General features: G+C 68.0%; 13 protein-coding genes. 7 read left to right on the top strand and 6 right to left on the bottom strand.

Features of this window, described 5'->3' with window-relative positions:
- Positions 1-20 precede the first annotated feature (20 nt).
- Both ACAG26_RS15520 and ACAG26_RS15515 read left to right on the top strand, forming a co-directional pair.
- Complete coding sequence (locus ACAG26_RS15520) at positions 21-803, top strand: coniferyl-alcohol dehydrogenase (RefSeq protein WP_370483655.1); 783 nt, start codon at positions 21-23, stop codon at positions 801-803.
- Between the two features lie 22 nt (positions 804-825).
- Positions 826-2097 carry a cytochrome P450 gene (locus ACAG26_RS15515; RefSeq protein WP_370483653.1) on the top strand — a complete coding sequence of 424 codons (1272 nt, stop codon included), beginning with the start codon at positions 826-828 and terminating at the stop codon, positions 2095-2097.
- A gap of 18 nt (positions 2098-2115) precedes the next feature.
- On the opposite strand, the gene ACAG26_RS15510 is transcribed toward ACAG26_RS15515, so the two are convergent.
- The gene (locus tag ACAG26_RS15510) at positions 2116-2781 is read right to left on the bottom strand and encodes a TetR family transcriptional regulator (RefSeq protein WP_370483651.1); all 666 of its coding nucleotides are present in this window, start codon (positions 2779-2781) and stop codon (positions 2116-2118) included.
- A gap of 180 nt (positions 2782-2961) precedes the next feature.
- Between ACAG26_RS15510 and ACAG26_RS15505 the strand changes: the two genes are divergently transcribed.
- Positions 2962-5817 (top strand): RND family transporter, encoded by a 2856-nt coding sequence (locus tag ACAG26_RS15505; RefSeq protein WP_370483650.1) that lies wholly within the window; start codon positions 2962-2964, stop codon positions 5815-5817.
- Between the two features lie 13 nt (positions 5818-5830).
- Here ACAG26_RS15505 and ACAG26_RS15500 read toward each other — a convergent pair whose 3' ends face one another.
- Positions 5831-7372, bottom strand: coding sequence for an aldehyde dehydrogenase family protein (locus ACAG26_RS15500; RefSeq protein WP_370483648.1), 1542 nt, complete (start codon positions 7370-7372; stop codon positions 5831-5833).
- Between the two features lie 152 nt (positions 7373-7524).
- Here ACAG26_RS15500 and ACAG26_RS15495 point away from each other — a divergent pair, with 152 nt between their 5' ends.
- From ACAG26_RS15495 to ACAG26_RS15480, 4 genes are all read left to right on the top strand, one after another.
- Positions 7525-8739, top strand: a complete 1215-nt coding sequence (locus ACAG26_RS15495) for a CaiB/BaiF CoA transferase family protein (RefSeq protein ID WP_370483734.1) — start codon at positions 7525-7527, stop codon at positions 8737-8739.
- A gap of 99 nt (positions 8740-8838) precedes the next feature.
- The gene (locus ACAG26_RS15490) at positions 8839-9264 is read left to right on the top strand and encodes a Zn-ribbon domain-containing OB-fold protein (RefSeq protein WP_370483646.1); all 426 of its coding nucleotides are present in this window, start codon (positions 8839-8841) and stop codon (positions 9262-9264) included.
- The gene (locus ACAG26_RS15485) at positions 9261-10406 is read left to right on the top strand and encodes a thiolase family protein (protein ID WP_370483644.1); all 1146 of its coding nucleotides are present in this window, start codon (positions 9261-9263) and stop codon (positions 10404-10406) included. The genes ACAG26_RS15490 and ACAG26_RS15485 overlap by 4 nt, the downstream gene beginning before the upstream one ends.
- Positions 10407-10495: 89 nt before the next feature.
- The gene (locus tag ACAG26_RS15480) at positions 10496-11725 is read left to right on the top strand and encodes an amidohydrolase family protein (protein ID WP_370483643.1); all 1230 of its coding nucleotides are present in this window, start codon (positions 10496-10498) and stop codon (positions 11723-11725) included.
- A 92-nt stretch (positions 11726-11817) separates the two neighbouring features.
- Here ACAG26_RS15480 and ACAG26_RS15475 read toward each other — a convergent pair whose 3' ends face one another.
- From ACAG26_RS15475 to ACAG26_RS15460, 4 genes are read right to left on the bottom strand one after another with little or no spacing between them, the layout of a single operon-like run.
- On the bottom strand, positions 11818-13002 hold the full coding sequence (locus ACAG26_RS15475; RefSeq protein ID WP_370483641.1) for an acyl-CoA dehydrogenase family protein: 1185 nt from the start codon (positions 13000-13002) through the stop codon (positions 11818-11820).
- An 11-nt stretch (positions 13003-13013) separates the two neighbouring features.
- Entirely contained in the window at positions 13014-14063 is a 1050-nt protein-coding gene (locus ACAG26_RS15470) for an acyl-CoA dehydrogenase family protein (protein WP_370483639.1), read from the bottom strand.
- A gap of 3 nt (positions 14064-14066) precedes the next feature.
- Positions 14067-14918: an amidohydrolase family protein gene (locus tag ACAG26_RS15465; protein ID WP_370483638.1), complete on the bottom strand. Its 852-nt coding sequence runs from the start codon at positions 14916-14918 to the stop codon at positions 14067-14069.
- Complete coding sequence (locus ACAG26_RS15460) at positions 14915-16531, bottom strand: acyl-CoA synthetase (protein WP_370483636.1); 1617 nt, start codon at positions 16529-16531, stop codon at positions 14915-14917. Before ACAG26_RS15460 ends, ACAG26_RS15465 begins: the two co-directional genes overlap by 4 nt.
- Between the last annotated feature and the right edge of the window lie 2 nt (positions 16532-16533).

Here is a 16533-nt window from a genome sequence, read left to right as displayed (position 1 = left end):
GGGCCAGGAGGGTTGTGCAGATGGCGCAGCAGCGCAGGATCGTGGTGGTCGGCGCTGGCTCGGGGATCGGCGCGGCCACCGCCGCGTACTTCCACGACCGCGGTGATTTCGTGCTGGCGGTCGACCTGCGGCCCGCCGACACCCCGGCGTCGCAGTGGCTGCAGTGTGATCTGCGGGATCCGGCCAGCATCGCCGCGTTGTTGGCCCAGGTCGGTTCCGGCTGGGACCTGCTGGCCCACGTGGCCGGGGTTCCCGGCACCGCGCCCGCCGCCGACGTGCTGACGGTCAACTACCTGGGGATGCGGTTGATGGCCGAGGGCATGTTGCCGTTGCTGCGGCAGGGCGGCTCGATCGTCGCCGTGGCCTCGGTGGCCGCGGTCGGCTGGGAGCAACGCGCCGATGTGCTGGCCGGCCTGCTCGACGCGACCGACACCGCGTCGGTCGCCCGCTGGCAGGCCCGCCAGGACCCGGACTATCCGGTGTACAGCACGTCCAAACAGGCGCTGATTCTGTACGCCAAGCGGCTGGCCGGCCCGGCGTGGACCAAATACGGGGTGCGGATCAACACCGTCAGCCCGGGGCCGATCGAGACCCCGATCCTGCCGGATTTCGAGCAGACCATGGGCAAACAGATCCTCGAGATGGTGCGGTCCACCGTGGGCCGGCACGGCACCGTCGACGACGTGGTGCCGCTGATCGCGTTCCTGGGCTCCCCGGCGGCGCGGTGGATCACCGGCCAGGACATCCACGTCGACGGTGGCTACATCACCGCGCTCACCGCCGGAGCACCGATTCAGCTCTGATTCCTCGACCGAGAAAGAAGCCATGACCGTAGACAGCCCACCCGTCTCACCGCACCCCTACCACCAGCGCGACATCTCGGCGCCGCAGTTCTGGGACAACGACTTTCGCACTCGGGATGACACCTTCGCGGCGTTACGCGCCGAGGCGGGGCTGACCTGGCACCGTCCGATACCCGCGGTGTTCCCGCACCAGGAACCCGGATACTGGGCCGCGACCCGGCACGCCGACATCAAGCACATCAGCCAGCACAACGATCTGTTCGGCTCCAGCCTCGGGGTCAGCGTCGACCCGATGCCGGCCGAAATCCAGCGCACCATGACCTTCTTTCTGGCCATGGATCCCCCCGAACACACCCGCTACCGGCGGCTGATCAGCGCGGCGTTCACCCCGCGGCAGGTCCGCCGCATCGAGGACCAGATCCGGGCCAACGCCCGCGAGGTGGTCGACGGCCTGTTGGCGGAGCTGCGCTCCGGCGACCAAATCGACTTCGTGGCAGCCTGTTCAGGCAAGCTGCCGATGCGCACCATCTCGGACATGATCGGCATCGACCCCGCCGACCGTGAGGCCGTCGCCTACGCCGCCGAGAGCCTGTTCAGCGGCAGCGACGACGAGTACGCCTCGCTGGAGGAACGCGCCGTGCACGTCATGACGCAACTGGGCGTGCTGTCCAACGCCGGAATCGAGCTGGCCCAGCGTCGCCGCGAGCGGCCGCACGAAGACCTGATGACCGAGATCCTCAACGCGGAGGTCGACGGCCACCGGCTCACCGACACCGAGATCGGCGCGTTCATGGTGCTGCTCGGCTCGGCCGGCAACGACACCACCAAACAGGCCACCAGCCACGCGTTCAAGGCGCTCAACGCCCATCCCGAGCAGCGGGCCTGGTTGGCCGCGGACTTCGACAACCGGATCGACGCCGCCGTCGACGAATTCGTCCGCTGGGCCACCCCGGTGATCGCGTTCGCCCGGCACGCGCTGGTCGACACCGAGGTGGCCGGGACACCGATCGCGGCCGGGGAAAAGGTGGCGCTGTTCTATTGCTCGGCGAACCGCGACGACGCCGTGTTCGACCGCCCGCACGAGTTCGACATCACCCGGTCCCCCAATCCGCACTTCGGGTTTGGCGGCGGCGGCGCGCATTTCTGCCTGGGCAGCCAGCTGGCCCGAATGGAATTGCGGCACCTGTTCTACGAACTAGTCACCCGGGTGCCCGCGGTGACCGTCGGCGAACCGGAATACCTGCACAGCACCTTCGTGCACGGCATCAAACGCATGCCGGTCAGCCTGGCGTAGCCACGCTAGGCGCCCGGGCTACCGCGCGGCCGTCGTCAACCCCACGCAGGTCGCCGTGAGCATTCGGGTCAGGGTGGGCGCGAAGTCGACGTCCCATTCCGGCGGGGCGATCGGTTCCGCGTCGAACGCGTGGGCCAGCGCCTCGGGTGGATGGGTGGCGTGCCACAGTGCACCGGCGAGTGCGGTGGCGATGCTGACCATGTCGACCGCGCCCTGGCGTCCGAGCGCGGGTAAGGCACGCTCGACGGCGTCGGTGAGGGACATCACCGCCGGGTAGCAAACCCGCTTGAATGCGACGACTTGCTCCACGTTCACCTCCCGCTCCAGGCGCACCGGAAGACAGGCCAGCAAATCACAGAAGAGCGGTTCAGCGGCCAAGGCGTCGGCCAATGTCGCGGCGAGCCGACCGGGCGACATGGGACCCGGCGTCCGCAGCTCCTCGCACACCGTATCCGACCATCGCGCCCAGCTTGCCGCCGCCAAATGCAACAAGATGTCCTGGTGCGAACTGAAGTACCGGCGCACCGCAGAATGGTGCACCCCGGCGCGCTCAGCCACCGCGGTTAGGGTCACCGACGCCACTCCGGTCTCCAGCGCGAGCGAACGCGCCGCCTCCGTCAATGTCGCGGCCCGCTGACGTTTGTGCTCCTCGGTGCGAGCGCGTTTGAACCGCACCTGTTCCACGACGATCAGGATAACGCACAACGTGTGCGTTGCGCCGGAAAGCACCGCACGGCAGCGTCCCGTTACGCACAAAATGTGCGTTAAATATCTCGGGTGAGGCCGACGTCCCGTGCGAAGGAGACCGACCATTTTCAGCGTTCCCAAGCGCGTCTCCGGCGTCTGCCGCGTGGCGAAGTCGGCATGAGCGGGCACCCGCGCAGTTCATTCCTGGGGCGCTGGATGCGGCGGCTGTCGGTCCCCATCATCCTGGGGTGGCTGGCGATCGCGTTCGTCGTGAACACCACCGCGCCCCAGTTGGAAGAGGTGGGTGCCCAGAACGCGGTCTCGTTGAGCCCCACCGGCGCTCCGTCGATGCAAGCGATGAAGACCATGGGCCGGGTATTCGGCGAGTCCGATTCCGACAACGTCGCCATGATCGTGTTGGAGGGCGACCAACCGCTCGGGCCCGAGGCGCACCACTATTACGACGGCCTGATGCAGGCGCTGCGCGCCGACACCCGTCACGTCCAGCACGTGCAGGACTTCTGGGGTGACCCGCTGACCGAGTCGGGAGCGCAAAGCACCGACGGCAAGGCCGCCTACGTCCAAGTGAATCTCGCCGGCAACATGGGCGAGACGCTGGCGAACCAGTCCGTCGAGGCGGTCCGCCACATCGTCGCCGAGGCGTCGCCGCCGCCCGGCATCCAGGTCTATGTCACCGGCGCGGGGGCGCTGCAGTCCGATATGCAGCATGCCGGTGACAGCAGCATGGTGAAGATCACCCTGGTGACCTTCGCGGTCATCACCATCATGCTGCTGGTGTTCTACCGCTCGCTCGCCACGGTGCTGCTGCTATTGGCGATGGTGGGTGTGCAGGTGGCCGCGGCGCGCGGCGTCGTCGCGATGCTCGGCTATCACCACATCGTCGGGCTCTCCACGTTTGCGGTCAACCTGCTCACCTCGCTGGCGATCGCAGCCGGGACCGACTACGCCATCTTCCTTTTCGGCCGCTATCAAGAGGCGCGCCAGGCCGGCGAAGACCGAGAATCCGCGTACTACACCATGTTTCACGGGACCGCCCATGTGATTTTGGGTTCGGGCCTGACCATCGCCGGTGCGACGTATTGCCTGAGCTTCACCCGGATGCCGTACTTCCAATCGCTGGGCGCGCCCTGTGCGGTGGGGATGCTGGTCGCGGTTGCCGTGGCACTCACCCTCGGGCCCGCCGTCGTCACCGTCGGCAGCCGGTTCGGTCTCCTCGAACCCAAGCGGGCGATGCGGATTCGGGCCTGGCGGCGGATCGGCACCACGATCGTCCGGTGGCCGGGGCCCGTCCTCGCCGCGTCGATGGCCATCGCGATCGTCGGGCTGGCGGCCCTGCCGGGCTATCAGACCAGCTACGACGATCAGCGCTACATTCCCAAAGAGATCCCGGCCAATCAGGGCTTCCAAGCCGCGGACCGGCATTTCTCCCCGGCCCGGATGAACCCGGAGATGCTGCTCATCCAGGCCGATCACGACCTGCGCAACCCGGCGGACTTTCTCGTCATCGACAAGGTGGCGAAGGCGGTCTTCCGGGTGAAGGGCATCGCGCGGGTGCAGGCGATCACCCGGCCGCAAGGTACGCCGATCGAACACACCTCGATCCCGTTTCAGATCAGCATGCAAGGCGTGGGCCAGCTGCAGAACATGAAGCTGATGAAGGACCGCATGGCCGACATGCTCACCCAGGCTCAGGAGATGGGCACGACGGTCCAGACCATGAAGCACATGTATGCGCTGATGACCGAGCTGTCCGGCATCACCCACGACATGGTCGCCGAGATGCACGGGTTACAGGGCACCATCCACGAGATGCGGGACCACATCGGCGACTTCGACGATTTCTGGCGGCCGATGCGCAACTACTTGTACTGGGAACCGCACTGCTACGACATCCCGATCTGCTGGTCGATCCGGTCCATCTTCGACGTCATCGACGGTATCGACGAAATGACCGACTCGATGGACACCATGATCGGCAGCATGGACCGGATGGACGCGCTGATGCCGCAGATGGTCGCGCAATTCGGGCCGATGATCGCAACCATGGAGAGCATGCACACCATGATGCTGACGATGCACAGCACCATGTCGGGCATGTACAACCAAATGGACGAGATGAGCAAGGACTCGACGGCCATGGGGCAGGCGTTCGACGCCGCCAAAAACGACGACTCCTTCTACCTGCCACCGGAGGTCTTCGACAACCCCGACTTCAAGCGCGGCCTGAAGATGTTCTTGTCGCCGGACGGCACGGCGGTCCGGATGATCATCTCCCACCGGGGCGATCCCGCCACCCCCGAAGGGCTTTCGCATGTGGTGCCGATCAAGAACGCGGCGATCGAGGCGGTCAAGGGCACCCCCCTCGAGGACGCCGAGATCTCCTTGGGCGGCACCGCAGCGACCTTCAAAGACATGGCCGACGGATCCAAGTACGACCTGCTGATCGCCGCGATCGCGTCGCTGTGCCTGATCTTCCTGATCATGCTGCTGGTCACCAGAAGCGTTGTCGCCGCACTGGTCATCGTGGGCACCGTGGTGCTGTCGCTGGGCTCGTCGTTCGGTCTGTCGGTGCTGATTTGGCAGTACATCCTGGGCGTCGAGCTGCATTGGCTGGTGCTAGCGATGTCGGTCATCATCCTGCTGGCGGTGGGGTCGGACTACAACCTGTTGTTGGTGTCCCGATTCAAAGAAGAGATGCCGGGCGGGTTGCAGACCGGCATCGTCCGCGCGATGGGCGGCACCGGCAGCGTGGTGACCGCCGCGGGCCTGGTGTTCGCCTTCACCATGGCCTCGATGGCGGTCAGCGACCTGCGCATTATCGGTCAGGTGGGCACGACGATCGGTCTGGGCCTACTGTTCGACACGCTCGTCGTGCGGTCGTTTCTGACGCCGGCAATCGCCACCCTGCTGGGCCGCTGGTTCTGGTGGCCGATCACCGTACGCTCCCGGCCCGCCCGCTCCGCGGCGGCCGAAGCCGTCGGGAACCCGGCCCATCCCGTACTGCATGCCTAACCGCGCCGTTGCCTCACTGCCCCCGCGGGATCCGATAGCCGATGGTCTTGGTCTCCAGGTATTGCTGAAAGCCTTCGATGCCGCACTGCCGGCCGATGCCGCTGTTTTTGTAGCCGCCGAACGGCGCGTCGGCGCCGTAATACATGCCGCCGTTGACGCCGACCGCTCCGGTGCGGATGCGCCGGGCCACGCCCATCCCCCGGTCCGTTGACGCCGACAACACGGCGCCGGCCAGGCCATAGGCGCTGTCGTTGGCGAGCCGCACCGCCTGATCGTCGTCGCTGAACGGCATGATGACCAGGACCGGCCCGAAGACCTCCTGCTGCGCGATCGCCGATTTGGGGTCGGCGCCGACGATCACGGTCGGCTGCACATAGTGCCCACCGGCCAGATAGTCCGGCAGATCGTCCACCGAGCCACCACCCGTGGTGATTTCGGCGCCGTCCGCGCGGGCCTGGTCGTAGGCGTCCAGCACCCGCTGCTTTTGGCGGGCGCTGATCAGCGGGCCGACCAGGGTCTGCGGCAGCGCCGGGTCGCCCACCGACACCCCCTGGAATGCCGCGGTGACCGCCGCGACGGTGTCGTCGAACAGCGATTCGTGCACCAGCAGCCGCGTGGTGGCCGCGCAGGCCTGCCCGGCGTGCACGCACACCCCGACCGCACTCGGGATGATCTTGGCCGGGTTGGCGTCGTCGAGCACGATCAGCGCCGACTTCCCGCCCAGCTCAAGGAAGGTCCGCTTGAGGGTGTCCGCGCCGTGGCGCAGCAGCGTCTTGCCGACCGCGGTCGATCCGGTGAACGAGATCATGTCGACGCGCGGGTCGGTGGCCAGCCGTCCGGCCACCTCATTGGACGGGGTGGGCACCACATTGACCACCCCGGGCGGGATGTCGGTGTGCTCGGCGATCAGCCGTCCCAGCCGGGTGGCGTTCCAGGGCGTGTTCGGGTCGGGTTTGAGCACGACGCTGTTGCCGGCCGCCAGCGCGGGCCCGAGCTTATTGAGGATGACCTCGACGGGGAAGTTCGACGGCGTGATGGCGGCGACCACCCCGACCGGTTCCTTGACGACGGTGCGCACATTGCGGTCACCGAACAACGCGTCGGCGTCCAGGGCGCGCTCCCACTCGAACGTCTCGATCAGCGCGGCGGGGTACTGCAGCGCCGCGGCCAGCGGCCAATCCAGCTGCGCGAGTTGGGTAGTCATCACCGGGCAACCCACCTCGGCGATCAGTTCGGTGCGCAGCGCGTCCCGCTCGGCCGCCAGCGCCGCCTGCAGCTGGGTCAGGCACCGGTGGCGCAGCCCGCGGTTGGTCGACCAGGCGGTGTCGTCGAAGGCGCGCCGCGCGGCGCCGATGGCCGCGTCCATATCTTCGGCGCCCGCGGCGGCGGTGGTACCCAGCACCAGGCCGGTGGCCGGGCTGACGTTGTCGAATTCGGCGCGCGAGGCCGCGGGCCGCAGTGCGCCGTCGATCAGCATCCGCGATTCGGCGGCCCGCGCCGCGCGTTGCCCCATCGCCACGCTCGGCGCGGATTGGTCTTCGACGACGTCGCTCACCGGCACCTCAATCCCCTCGGCCCCACTTGGCGAGTCAACTGTAATTATTACAGTATGATATTTCAACATTGGGTCCGCGGGCTCGACAGCGACGGCCCGGGCGGGCAATCTACAACCAGGCTGCCGAAAGGAGGGCTCCGGTGATCAAGGTGATGGACGGCATCCGGGTTCTAGAGGTTGCGCAGTTCACCTTCGTGCCGGCCGCCGGCGCCATCCTGGCCGACTGGGGCGCCGACGTCATCAAGGTGGAGCATCCGGTGCGCGGTGACACCCAGCGCGGCTTCATCAACATGGGCGGGTTTGTGCTCAACCCGGACCGGCATCCGCTCATCGAGCACCCCAACCGGGGCAAGCGCAGCGTCGGCGTCGACCTGTCCACCGCGGACGGTCAACGGGTGCTGTACGAAATCGCCAAGACCGCCGATGTGTTCCTGACCAACTACCTGCCCGCGGCGCGCCAGAAGAACCGGTTCGACGTCGAACACATCCGCGCGGTGAACCCGAACATCATCTATGCCCGGGGCAGCGCCTACGGCGACAAGGGGCCGCAGCGCGACGTCGGCGGCTTTGACGGCACGGCGTTTTGGACCCGCAGCGGCGTGGGCCACGCGCTGAGCCCGGCCGAGCTGGGCGGCCCGCTGTCACAGGGCATTCCGGCGTTCGGGGACTCCATCGGCGGCATGAACATCGCCGGCGGCATCGCGGCGGCGCTGCTACACCGGGAGCGGACCGGCGCCGCGACCGAAGTCGACGTCTCGCTGCTGTCCACCGCGTGGTGGGCGGCCGGCGCGAGCATGACCCAGGGCATGGACACCGGCGAGACCATGCGCGCCGAGATGCCGCAATCCGGTGGTTCGCCGGTGAATCCGTTCCTGGGCAACTACCGAACCTCCGATGGCGGCACCATCAACCTGTGCATCGTCAGCCCGACCGGCTATATCCGGGACACCTTCGAGCATCTCGGTATCCCGGAGGCCGCCGAGGATCCCCGGTTCGCCGAGGTGCGGCCGCTGATGGAGAACGCCGCGGCGGCCAGCGCGTTGATTGTGGCGGCGATCGGCGGCAAACCGTTCGCCTACTGGCGGGAACACCTGAAGACCATGAAAGGCCAGTGGGCGCCGTGTCAGAGCTTCCTCGACCTGGCCACCGATGAGCAGGCGCTGGCCAACGACATGGTGGTCGAGGTCGCGGCCGGCGACGGCGGGCCGCCGTTCAAGGTGGTGCGCGGTCCGGTCCAGTTCAACCACGAGCCGCTGCAGACCACCCGCGCCCCACAGGCCTCCGAGCACACCGAGCTCGTGTTGACGGAAATCGGCATGGACTGGGACCGCATCGCCGAACTCAAGGAGTCCGGCGCCATCGCGTGACGCTACGCCGTGCTAACCCGTGGCCGCACCGCCTCGGCCTGCGCTACAGTACGATACTGTAAGTATTACAGTTAGCAGGCCCGGATCGCGGAGGACCCCATGCAGAAGGCACTGGCACCCGACATCTCCACCTGGCCCGACCACAGTCCACAGCTGATCGGCAGCCGGTGCGGCGCGTGCGCGGCGGTGGTGTTCCCGGCCCAGGGTCGCTGCCCGAAGTGCAGCAGCGACCGGATGGACCAGCAGCTGCTGCCCCGCCGCGGCACCCTGGTGGCGTGGACCACCCAGGGCTTCCCGCCGGGCCCGCCGTATCGGGGGCCGACCGGCAAGGACTTCGTCCCGTTCGGGGTGGGCCTGGTGCAGCTTTCCGACGTGATCCGCGTCGAGGGCCGGCTCACCGAAAACGATCCCGCCAAACTGGAATTCGGCATGGACGTCGAGCTCACCATGGTGCCGCTGACCACCGAGGAGGACGGCACCGAGATCCTCACCTTCGCCTTCGCGCCGACGGGGCGGCGCCAATGAACGACGTCGCGATCATTGGGGTCGGACTGCACCCGTTCGGCCGGTTCGAGGGTAAATCCGCCATGCAGATGGGGGTGGACGCGATCTTCGCCGCGGTCGCCGACGCCGGGGTGGCGTGGTCGGATATCGGGGCCGCGACCGGCGGCAGCTGGACGGTGGCCAACCCGGACGCGATCGTCGGCATGGTGGGCCTGTCCGGGATTCCGTTCACCAACGTGTTCAACGCCTGCGCCACCGCGGCCAGCGCCGCGAAAGCCTGCGCGGACGGGATCCGGCTGGGCGACTACGACATCGGGATCGCCGTCGGCCTGGACAAGCATCCCCGGGGCGCGTTCACCGAGGACCCGGCCTTGGTCGGGATGCCGAGCTGGTACGCCGAGAACGGGCAGTACCTCACCACCCAGTTCTTCGGGATGAAGGCCAACCGGTACCTGCACGATCACGGCATCTCGCAGGCGACGCTGGCCAAGGTGGCCGCCAAGAACTTCCGCAACGGGGCGCTGAACCCGAATGCGTTTCGGCGCAAACCGATCCCCGAGGAACACATCCTGGCCGCACCGATGCTGAACTATCCGCTCACCCAGTACATGTTCTGCGCCCCCGACGAGGGCGCCGCGGCCGTGGTGATGTGCCGGGCCGACATTGCCCACCGCTACACCGACACGCCGGTGTACCTGCGGGCCATCGAGGTGCGCACCCGCCGCTACGGCGCCTACGAGGTCAACACCACCTTCGCCCCGGTCGACGAGGACGTCGCGCCGACGGTGTACGCCGCCCGGGCCGCGTTCGAGAGGGCCGGGATCGCGCCGGAGGACGTCGACGTCATCCAGTTGCAGGACACCGACGCCGGCGCGGAGATCATCCACATGGCCGAATGCGGGTTCTGCGCCGACGGCGACCAGGAGAAGCTGCTGGCCGACGGCGCCACCGAGATCACCGGGTCGCTACCGGTCAACACCGACGGCGGGCTGATCGCCAACGGGGAGCCGATCGGCGCGTCGGGGCTGCGCCAGATCCACGAGCTGGTCCGTCAACTGCGCGGCGAGGCCGGCGACCGCCAGGTGCCCGGGGCACCCAAGGTCGGCTTCGCCCAACTGTATGGGGCGCCGGGCACCGCCGCCGCAACCATCCTCACCACCTGAGTTCCGCCGAGCAGACGCAAAAGCCCCTTCCCGGGACGGTTTTCGGGGACTTTTGCGTCTGCTCGCGGTAGTGAAAGCGAGCACAAGCCATGACCCAGTTCACCGCGGCACCGATCTTCGACGCCGATCAGCACATGTACGAGACCCCCGACGCGTTGACGAAATACCTGCCGGAGAAGTACTCGCGGGCCGTGCAGTTCGCGCAGATCGGCCGGCAGACCCGGATCATCATCAACAACAAGGTCAGCGACTTCATCCCGAATCCCACCTTCGAGCGGGTGGCCGCCCCGGGCGCGCACGAGAAGTTCTTCGCCGGCGACAACCCCGACGGGCTGACGCTGCGCGAAATGCAGGGGCCCGCGATCGCCGCGCCGGCCGCCACCCGCAATCCGGCCGATCGGGTCGCCGAACTTGACCGGCAGGGCGTCGTCGAAGCGTTGAACTACCCGACCCTGGCCAGCCTGGTGGAGCACTCCGCGGCCGACGACCCCGAACTGACCCTGGCGATCATCCACGCGCTGAACCAGTGGATGACCGAACATTGGCGCTACAACTACGCCGACCGGGTGTTCTCCACCCCGATCATCAACCTGTCCGAAGTGGACGGCGCCCAGCGCGAACTGGACTACATCCTGTCCCAGGGCGCTGCGGTGGCGTTGATCAAACCCGGCCCGGTCAACGGCATCGGCGGCTGGCGCTCCCCCGCGCTGCCGGAATTCGACCCGTTCTGGCGCGACGTCGAGGCCGCCGGCCTGCCGATCGTGCTACACGCCAGCTATCCCCCGCTCGACGACTACGTCGGCAAGTGGGAGCCGCCGTACACCCAGAACTTCATGGCGCAAAGCGCGTTTCGCTGGATGGTGTTGGGGCACCGCGAGATCGCCGACATGATCACCAGCCTGATCTGCCACGGCACCTTGACCCGGTTCCCCAAGCTGCGCATCGCCAGCGTCGAGAACGGCAGTTCGTGGATTTTCCCGCTGTTCCACGATTTCGAGGATCTGTACCAGAAGATGCCGCAGAACTTCCCCGAGCACCCGCACGACGTGTTCCGCCGCAACATCTGGGTCAGCCCGTTCTGGGAGGGCTGTGTGGCCGACGTGGTGGACACCGTCGGCTGGGACCGGGTGCTGTTCGGCTCGGATTACCCGCACCCGGAGGGCCTGGCCGAGCCGAAGGGCTTCTGGAAGTACGCCGAGGGCATGGACGTGCGCCGCACCTATGACTTCATGGGCGATAACGCCCGGCGCTTCATGGGCCTGCCGATCGCCAACCCGGACCCCGAAGCGGTGCACCCGCCGGTGCTGGCCCGCTCCTGACTCACGCTTTTGACTTGCGCGAGCGTGCGCGGAAACGGTGAATTCCCCGGCGTGCCGGGCGGGGACACGCACGCTCGCGGCAGGGGGTGAGCTTACCGAGACGGTGCGTACTGAGGCTTGCCCAAGCCCAGCACATACTGGGCGATCATGTTGCGGAACACCTCCAGGGTGCCGCCGTAGATGCCGACCAGCGGCGCGAAACGGTACACGTATTCGCTGCGGTCGTCGGCGCCGCCGTCGGCACCGACGGGCAGGGCCGCCACCGCACCGGCGATGTCCATCAGATCCGGGGCGATGTCGCGCATGGCCTGCGCCATCGCGACCCGGCCGAAGATGCTCGACGTGGACAGCGCCGCCTCCATCCGGGCGATGCTGCGGCCCAGCCGGTAGGCCACCGAGCCGTCGTCGATCGCGCGCCGCCCACCCGGATCCGGCCGGGTGAGCAACGCCGCCACGTTGTCGGCGGCTTCGCACATGAACCCCGCCTGATGCGTCATGATCGCGACGTCGGCCAGCCCGTCGTCGGCGGCGGCCACCGCCCCGTGCTCGGCGTCCAGCGGTTCGCGGACCACCGCCCAGCCGCCGTTGACCTCGCCGAGCCGATAGCGGTCATCGACCCGCACGTCGCTGTAGTAGACGATGTTGGTGCGGTCGCCGTCGACGGTGCGGATGCCTTGGATCTCGATGCCCGGCGAATCCAGCGGGACCAGAAACATGGTGAGGCTCTTGTGTTTCGGCGCGCTCGGGTCGGTGTTGGTGATCAAGAAGACGTACTGGCAGTTATGTGCGCCGGTGGTGAACATCTTCGAGCCGTTGATAATCCAGCTCGAGCCATCCCCCTCCCGCACCGCGCGGGTCTTGCAGGTCGCCACGTCCGAGCCCCCTTCGGGTTCGGTGTAGCCCAGGCACAACCGGATGTGGCCGCTGAACACCCCTGGCATCACTTCATCTTGGAGGTCGGGCGAGCCGAACTTGACCACCGAGCGCGCCACCATCGCGGTGGTCCCCCAGGTCACCCACGGCACCTCGGCACGTCGCTTCTCCAGCTCCCAGATCCGGCGGCGCACCCGGCTGAATCCGCCGTCGGCTTCGGGCTTCCACTCCTTCTCCAGGTATCCGGCGGCGCCCAACGCCAAATGCACGCCCTCATCGAAGTTGTCGCCGGTTTCCCGGTCGCGGCGGATGACGTCCTCGGTCACCTGCTCGGCCAGGAAGGCGCGTACCTCGTCACGGAACGCCGCATCCTCATCGGACAGTTCTACCCGGGAAAAATCCATCGGTGTTGCTCCTAACTCCGGTCGGCCGCGCCCTCGCGGGCGGCCACGATCTCGGCGACGCGGACGGCGGTGGCCCCGGGGTCGCCGCCGGCCAACGGCCAGCCCCGGGCCCGCACCAGGTACGCGGTGGCCGCGGCTTCCGCCGACACCCCCAAACCGCCCTGGATGTGCACGGCCATGGTGGCGGCCTTGGCGGCCTCCTCGGTCATGAACACGAACGCCGACGGCGCCAGTTCGGGTCGCTCGGCGGGCTCGTTATCCAGGAACCACGCGGCCCGGTGGGCCAGCCCGCGTCCGCCCTGCACGGTGATGGCCATATTCGCCAACGGATGGGAGATGGCCTGCAGCGTGGAGATCGGCACCCCCAGCGTGTAGCGGGTCTTGGCGAATTCCGCGGCGATCGTCATCGTCTCTTCCACCAGGCCCACCAGCGCCGCCGCGGTCAGCAGCCGCCACTCATCCAGCGCCCGTTGGTAATCGGCCAGCGCATCGGGGCCGGCGCCCAGCACGGTGCGACCGTCGGCGTTCGCCGGGTCCACCCAGGCCATCGGCAGCCGACCGATGTTGTCGACCCGGGCCGGGCGGGTGCCGAACGTCAACCGCACCACCTCGTCGCCGTCCCGGACGATGATGTGGTCGGCGATCGACCCGCTCGGCATCAACCGAACCCCGCCGACCGGTTGTTGCTGCGGATCGAACGCGACCAGTTGCCGCCCGGTGCTGATGTCGTCCTCGACGGCCCCCAACCGGGCCAGCAACCGCGCCGCGCAGACGTGGTCGATCCACGGCACCGGGGCCAACGCGCGACCGATCTCCTCGGCCACCAAAGTCAAATCGACCAGCGTTGCGCCGTCGCCGCCGACCGACTCCGGCAGCGCCATCGTGGTCGCCCCCATCGCGCATAACCGCTCCCACAGGCTCTTGTCGAACCCGGTGGCCTCGGCGGCCCGCACGGTGTCGATCGGGCAGTGGGTCGCAAAGAACTGCCGATACGCCCGCTGCAGCGCGGTGTGGTCCTCGCTCAGGCTGTAATCCAGCCGGCGCAATTCGTAGCGATCCATGACTCACTGCTCCTTTTCGCGGTCTTCGCCGAAGAAGAATGCGGCGGCGTTGCGGTACAGGTAGTTGTCCAGCACCTCGGCGGGCAGGTCGAGCGCCAACGCCTCGGGCACCACCCGGCTCATCCGCAGCACCGGCCAATCCGAGCCGAAGATCACCTTGTCGGGTCCGCGGGTGCGCATGTAGTGCAGCAAGCTGTCCGGCAGCCGCTTGGGTGACCAGGCCGAGGTCATCAGGCGCAGGTTGGCGTATTTGATCAGCAGCCGGATCGCGATATCCCACCAGGGGTCGGCGCCGTGGATCATGCACAGCCGCAGTTCGGGGAAGCGCACGCAGACCCGGTCCAGATGGATGGGGTTTTGCACCTCGCCGGGGATCGGCGGCCCGGGGATGCCGGTGTTGATGCACAGCGGCAGGCCAAGTTCGGCGCACTTGGTGTACAGCGGATAGTAGACGGCGTCGCTGGGCGGGTACTGCCCGTCGCCCCAAAAGCTGGGCCCCACCACGGCGTAGACGACCGGCAGGTCGGTCACCACCGCGGACAGCTCGGCCAGCGACGGCATCGGCCGCAGCAGGTTGATGCCGCCGATCGCCAGCGCGAACCGATCCGGGCGGGCTTGCACGAATTTGCGCGCGGTCACCGACGGCTTGGCGAGATTGTCCATCAGGATGGCCTTGGCCACCCCGTGGCGGTCCATCTCGTCGAGCAGCTCGGCCAAATCGACCGGCGCGAACATTGACGCCGGCCCCTTGAAGTAGTCGTCACGCACCTTAAGCATGAACGACGGCTGCTGCTCGGTCTCTCCGAAGTGCACGTTGACCAGACAATCGATGGCCCGGTCGGCGTTGTCAGTCATGTCATCCCCTGCGCTGCCCGGCTTTTCGCCCAGCGGTAGTCGGCCTTGCCGTTGCCGAGACGGCGGATCGTCTCGACCACAATGAACTCCTTGGGCGCCTTGAAGCGCGCCAACCGGGTGGTGCAGAAGGCGTGCAGCCGCTCACCGACCGGGTCGACGCCGTCGCGCACCGCGATCAGCGCCACGACTTCTTCGCCCCACCGGTCGCTGGGCCGCCCCACCACCAGCGCGTCGGCGATGTCGGGGTGGGCGCGCAGGATCTCTTCGACCTCCTCGACGAACACCTTCTCGCCGCCGGTGTTGACCACCAGCGAATCCCGCCCGTACAACCGCAGCGTGCCGTCGGCCTCCAGCGACGCCCGGTCACCGGAGATCACCACCCGCCGCCCGTCGACCTGTGGGAAGGTGCGCCGGGTGCCGTCGGGATCGTTGAAGTAGCCCAGCGGGATGCGCCCGGTCCGGGCCACCCACCCCACCTGGGGCTCGCCGGGGGAAAGGAAATGGCTGTAATCCTCGGACAGCACCAGGCCGCCCTCCCGCAGCGTGAAGGTGTCGGAGCGGGTGTCGGTGCGGCTGTGCCCAAAGCCCATGTTTCCGGTTTCCGACGAGCCGTATCCGTTGATCAAGGTGATCTGGGGCAGCAGCTCCAGCAATGCCCGCTGGTGTTTGGGATTGGTCGCCGCCCCGCCGGTACCGATCGCCGACAGCGACGCCAAATCGTAGCGGCGGTCCCGTAATTCGGCGACCAGCGGTGCGGCGTAGGCGTCGCCGACCATGGTCATCAACCCGACCTTCTCACGTTCGGCGGTCGCCCACACCGCGCGCGGATCGAGCGGGGACGCGGTGTCGTAGAGCACCACCGTGGTGCCGGCCATGATCGCCGAGAACGCCGTCCACATCCCGGCGGCGTGCATCAGCGGGGACACCGCGAACCACGGTGGTCCCGCGGCGCCGCGCACCTTGGCGTGGATCTCCTCCACGCCGGCGTGATCGGCGCCCACCATCGACGACACGTAGATGTCGGACTGGCGCCACAGCACCCCCTTGGGGCGACCAGTGGTGCCGCCGGTGCAGATCATCAACAGGTCATCCGGTGAGCCGGCCAGGATCTGGTCGGGATCGCCGTGGGACAGCGCGTCCGCCAGCGATACCGCGCCGGGCAGCTCCGGCGCGTCGGTCCCGTCGTCGATGCAGATCAGCAGGTCGGCACCGTCCGGGGGAAGCACCGCAGCGTATTTCGCGCCGAGCGACTTGTGGTAGATGACCGCGCGCGGCCGCAGATAGGCCAGCAGGTCGCGGACTTCACCGGGGGTGTAGTGGTGGTTGACGTTGACCGGGACGGTGCGCGCCTTGAGGCAGCCGACGACCATGTCGGGGTACAGGTCGTTGTGCATGATCAGCGCGACCCGGTCCTGGCCGCACTCCCAGTTGCTCAGCTCCGCACGCTCGCGGTGCGCCCCGAATCCGCGGCCGGCGAGAAAGTTCGCCAACCGGCGGGTGCGTTCGGCCGACTCGCCGAAGGTGCTGCGACGATCCCCGCACACCGTCATCGTCCGGTCGCCGATGACGTCGGCGATGGCGTCGAGTACCGCGCCGATGGTCCATTCGCCCATGC

This window comes from Mycobacterium sp. pUA109 (assembly GCF_041287095.1).
In the GTDB taxonomy this organism is placed as follows: Bacteria; Actinomycetota; Actinomycetes; order Mycobacteriales; family Mycobacteriaceae; genus Mycobacterium.
This window is presented reverse-complemented; position numbering and strand designations above follow the sequence as displayed.

Bases quoted from the DNA above. Each gene is read 5' to 3' on its own strand.
- ACAG26_RS15505 (WP_370483650.1), top strand. From the start codon at position 2,962: ATGAGCGGGCACCCGCGCAGTTCATTCCTGGGGCGCTGGATGCGGCGG.
- ACAG26_RS15520 (WP_370483655.1), top strand. From the start codon at position 21: ATGGCGCAGCAGCGCAGGATCGTGGTGGTCGGCGCTGGCTCGGGGATC.
- ACAG26_RS15480 (WP_370483643.1), top strand. From the start codon at position 10,496: ATGACCCAGTTCACCGCGGCACCGATCTTCGACGCCGATCAGCACATG.
- ACAG26_RS15490 (WP_370483646.1), top strand. From the start codon at position 8,839: ATGCAGAAGGCACTGGCACCCGACATCTCCACCTGGCCCGACCACAGT.
- ACAG26_RS15515 (WP_370483653.1), top strand. From the start codon at position 826: ATGACCGTAGACAGCCCACCCGTCTCACCGCACCCCTACCACCAGCGC.
- ACAG26_RS15495 (WP_370483734.1), top strand. From the start codon at position 7,525: ATGGACGGCATCCGGGTTCTAGAGGTTGCGCAGTTCACCTTCGTGCCG.
- ACAG26_RS15485 (WP_370483644.1), top strand. From the start codon at position 9,261: ATGAACGACGTCGCGATCATTGGGGTCGGACTGCACCCGTTCGGCCGG.
- ACAG26_RS15475 (WP_370483641.1), bottom strand. From the start codon at position 13,002: ATGGATTTTTCCCGGGTAGAACTGTCCGATGAGGATGCGGCGTTCCGT.
- ACAG26_RS15470 (WP_370483639.1), bottom strand. From the start codon at position 14,063: ATGGATCGCTACGAATTGCGCCGGCTGGATTACAGCCTGAGCGAGGAC.
- ACAG26_RS15460 (WP_370483636.1), bottom strand. From the start codon at position 16,531: ATGGGCGAATGGACCATCGGCGCGGTACTCGACGCCATCGCCGACGTC.
- ACAG26_RS15465 (WP_370483638.1), bottom strand. From the start codon at position 14,918: ATGACTGACAACGCCGACCGGGCCATCGATTGTCTGGTCAACGTGCAC.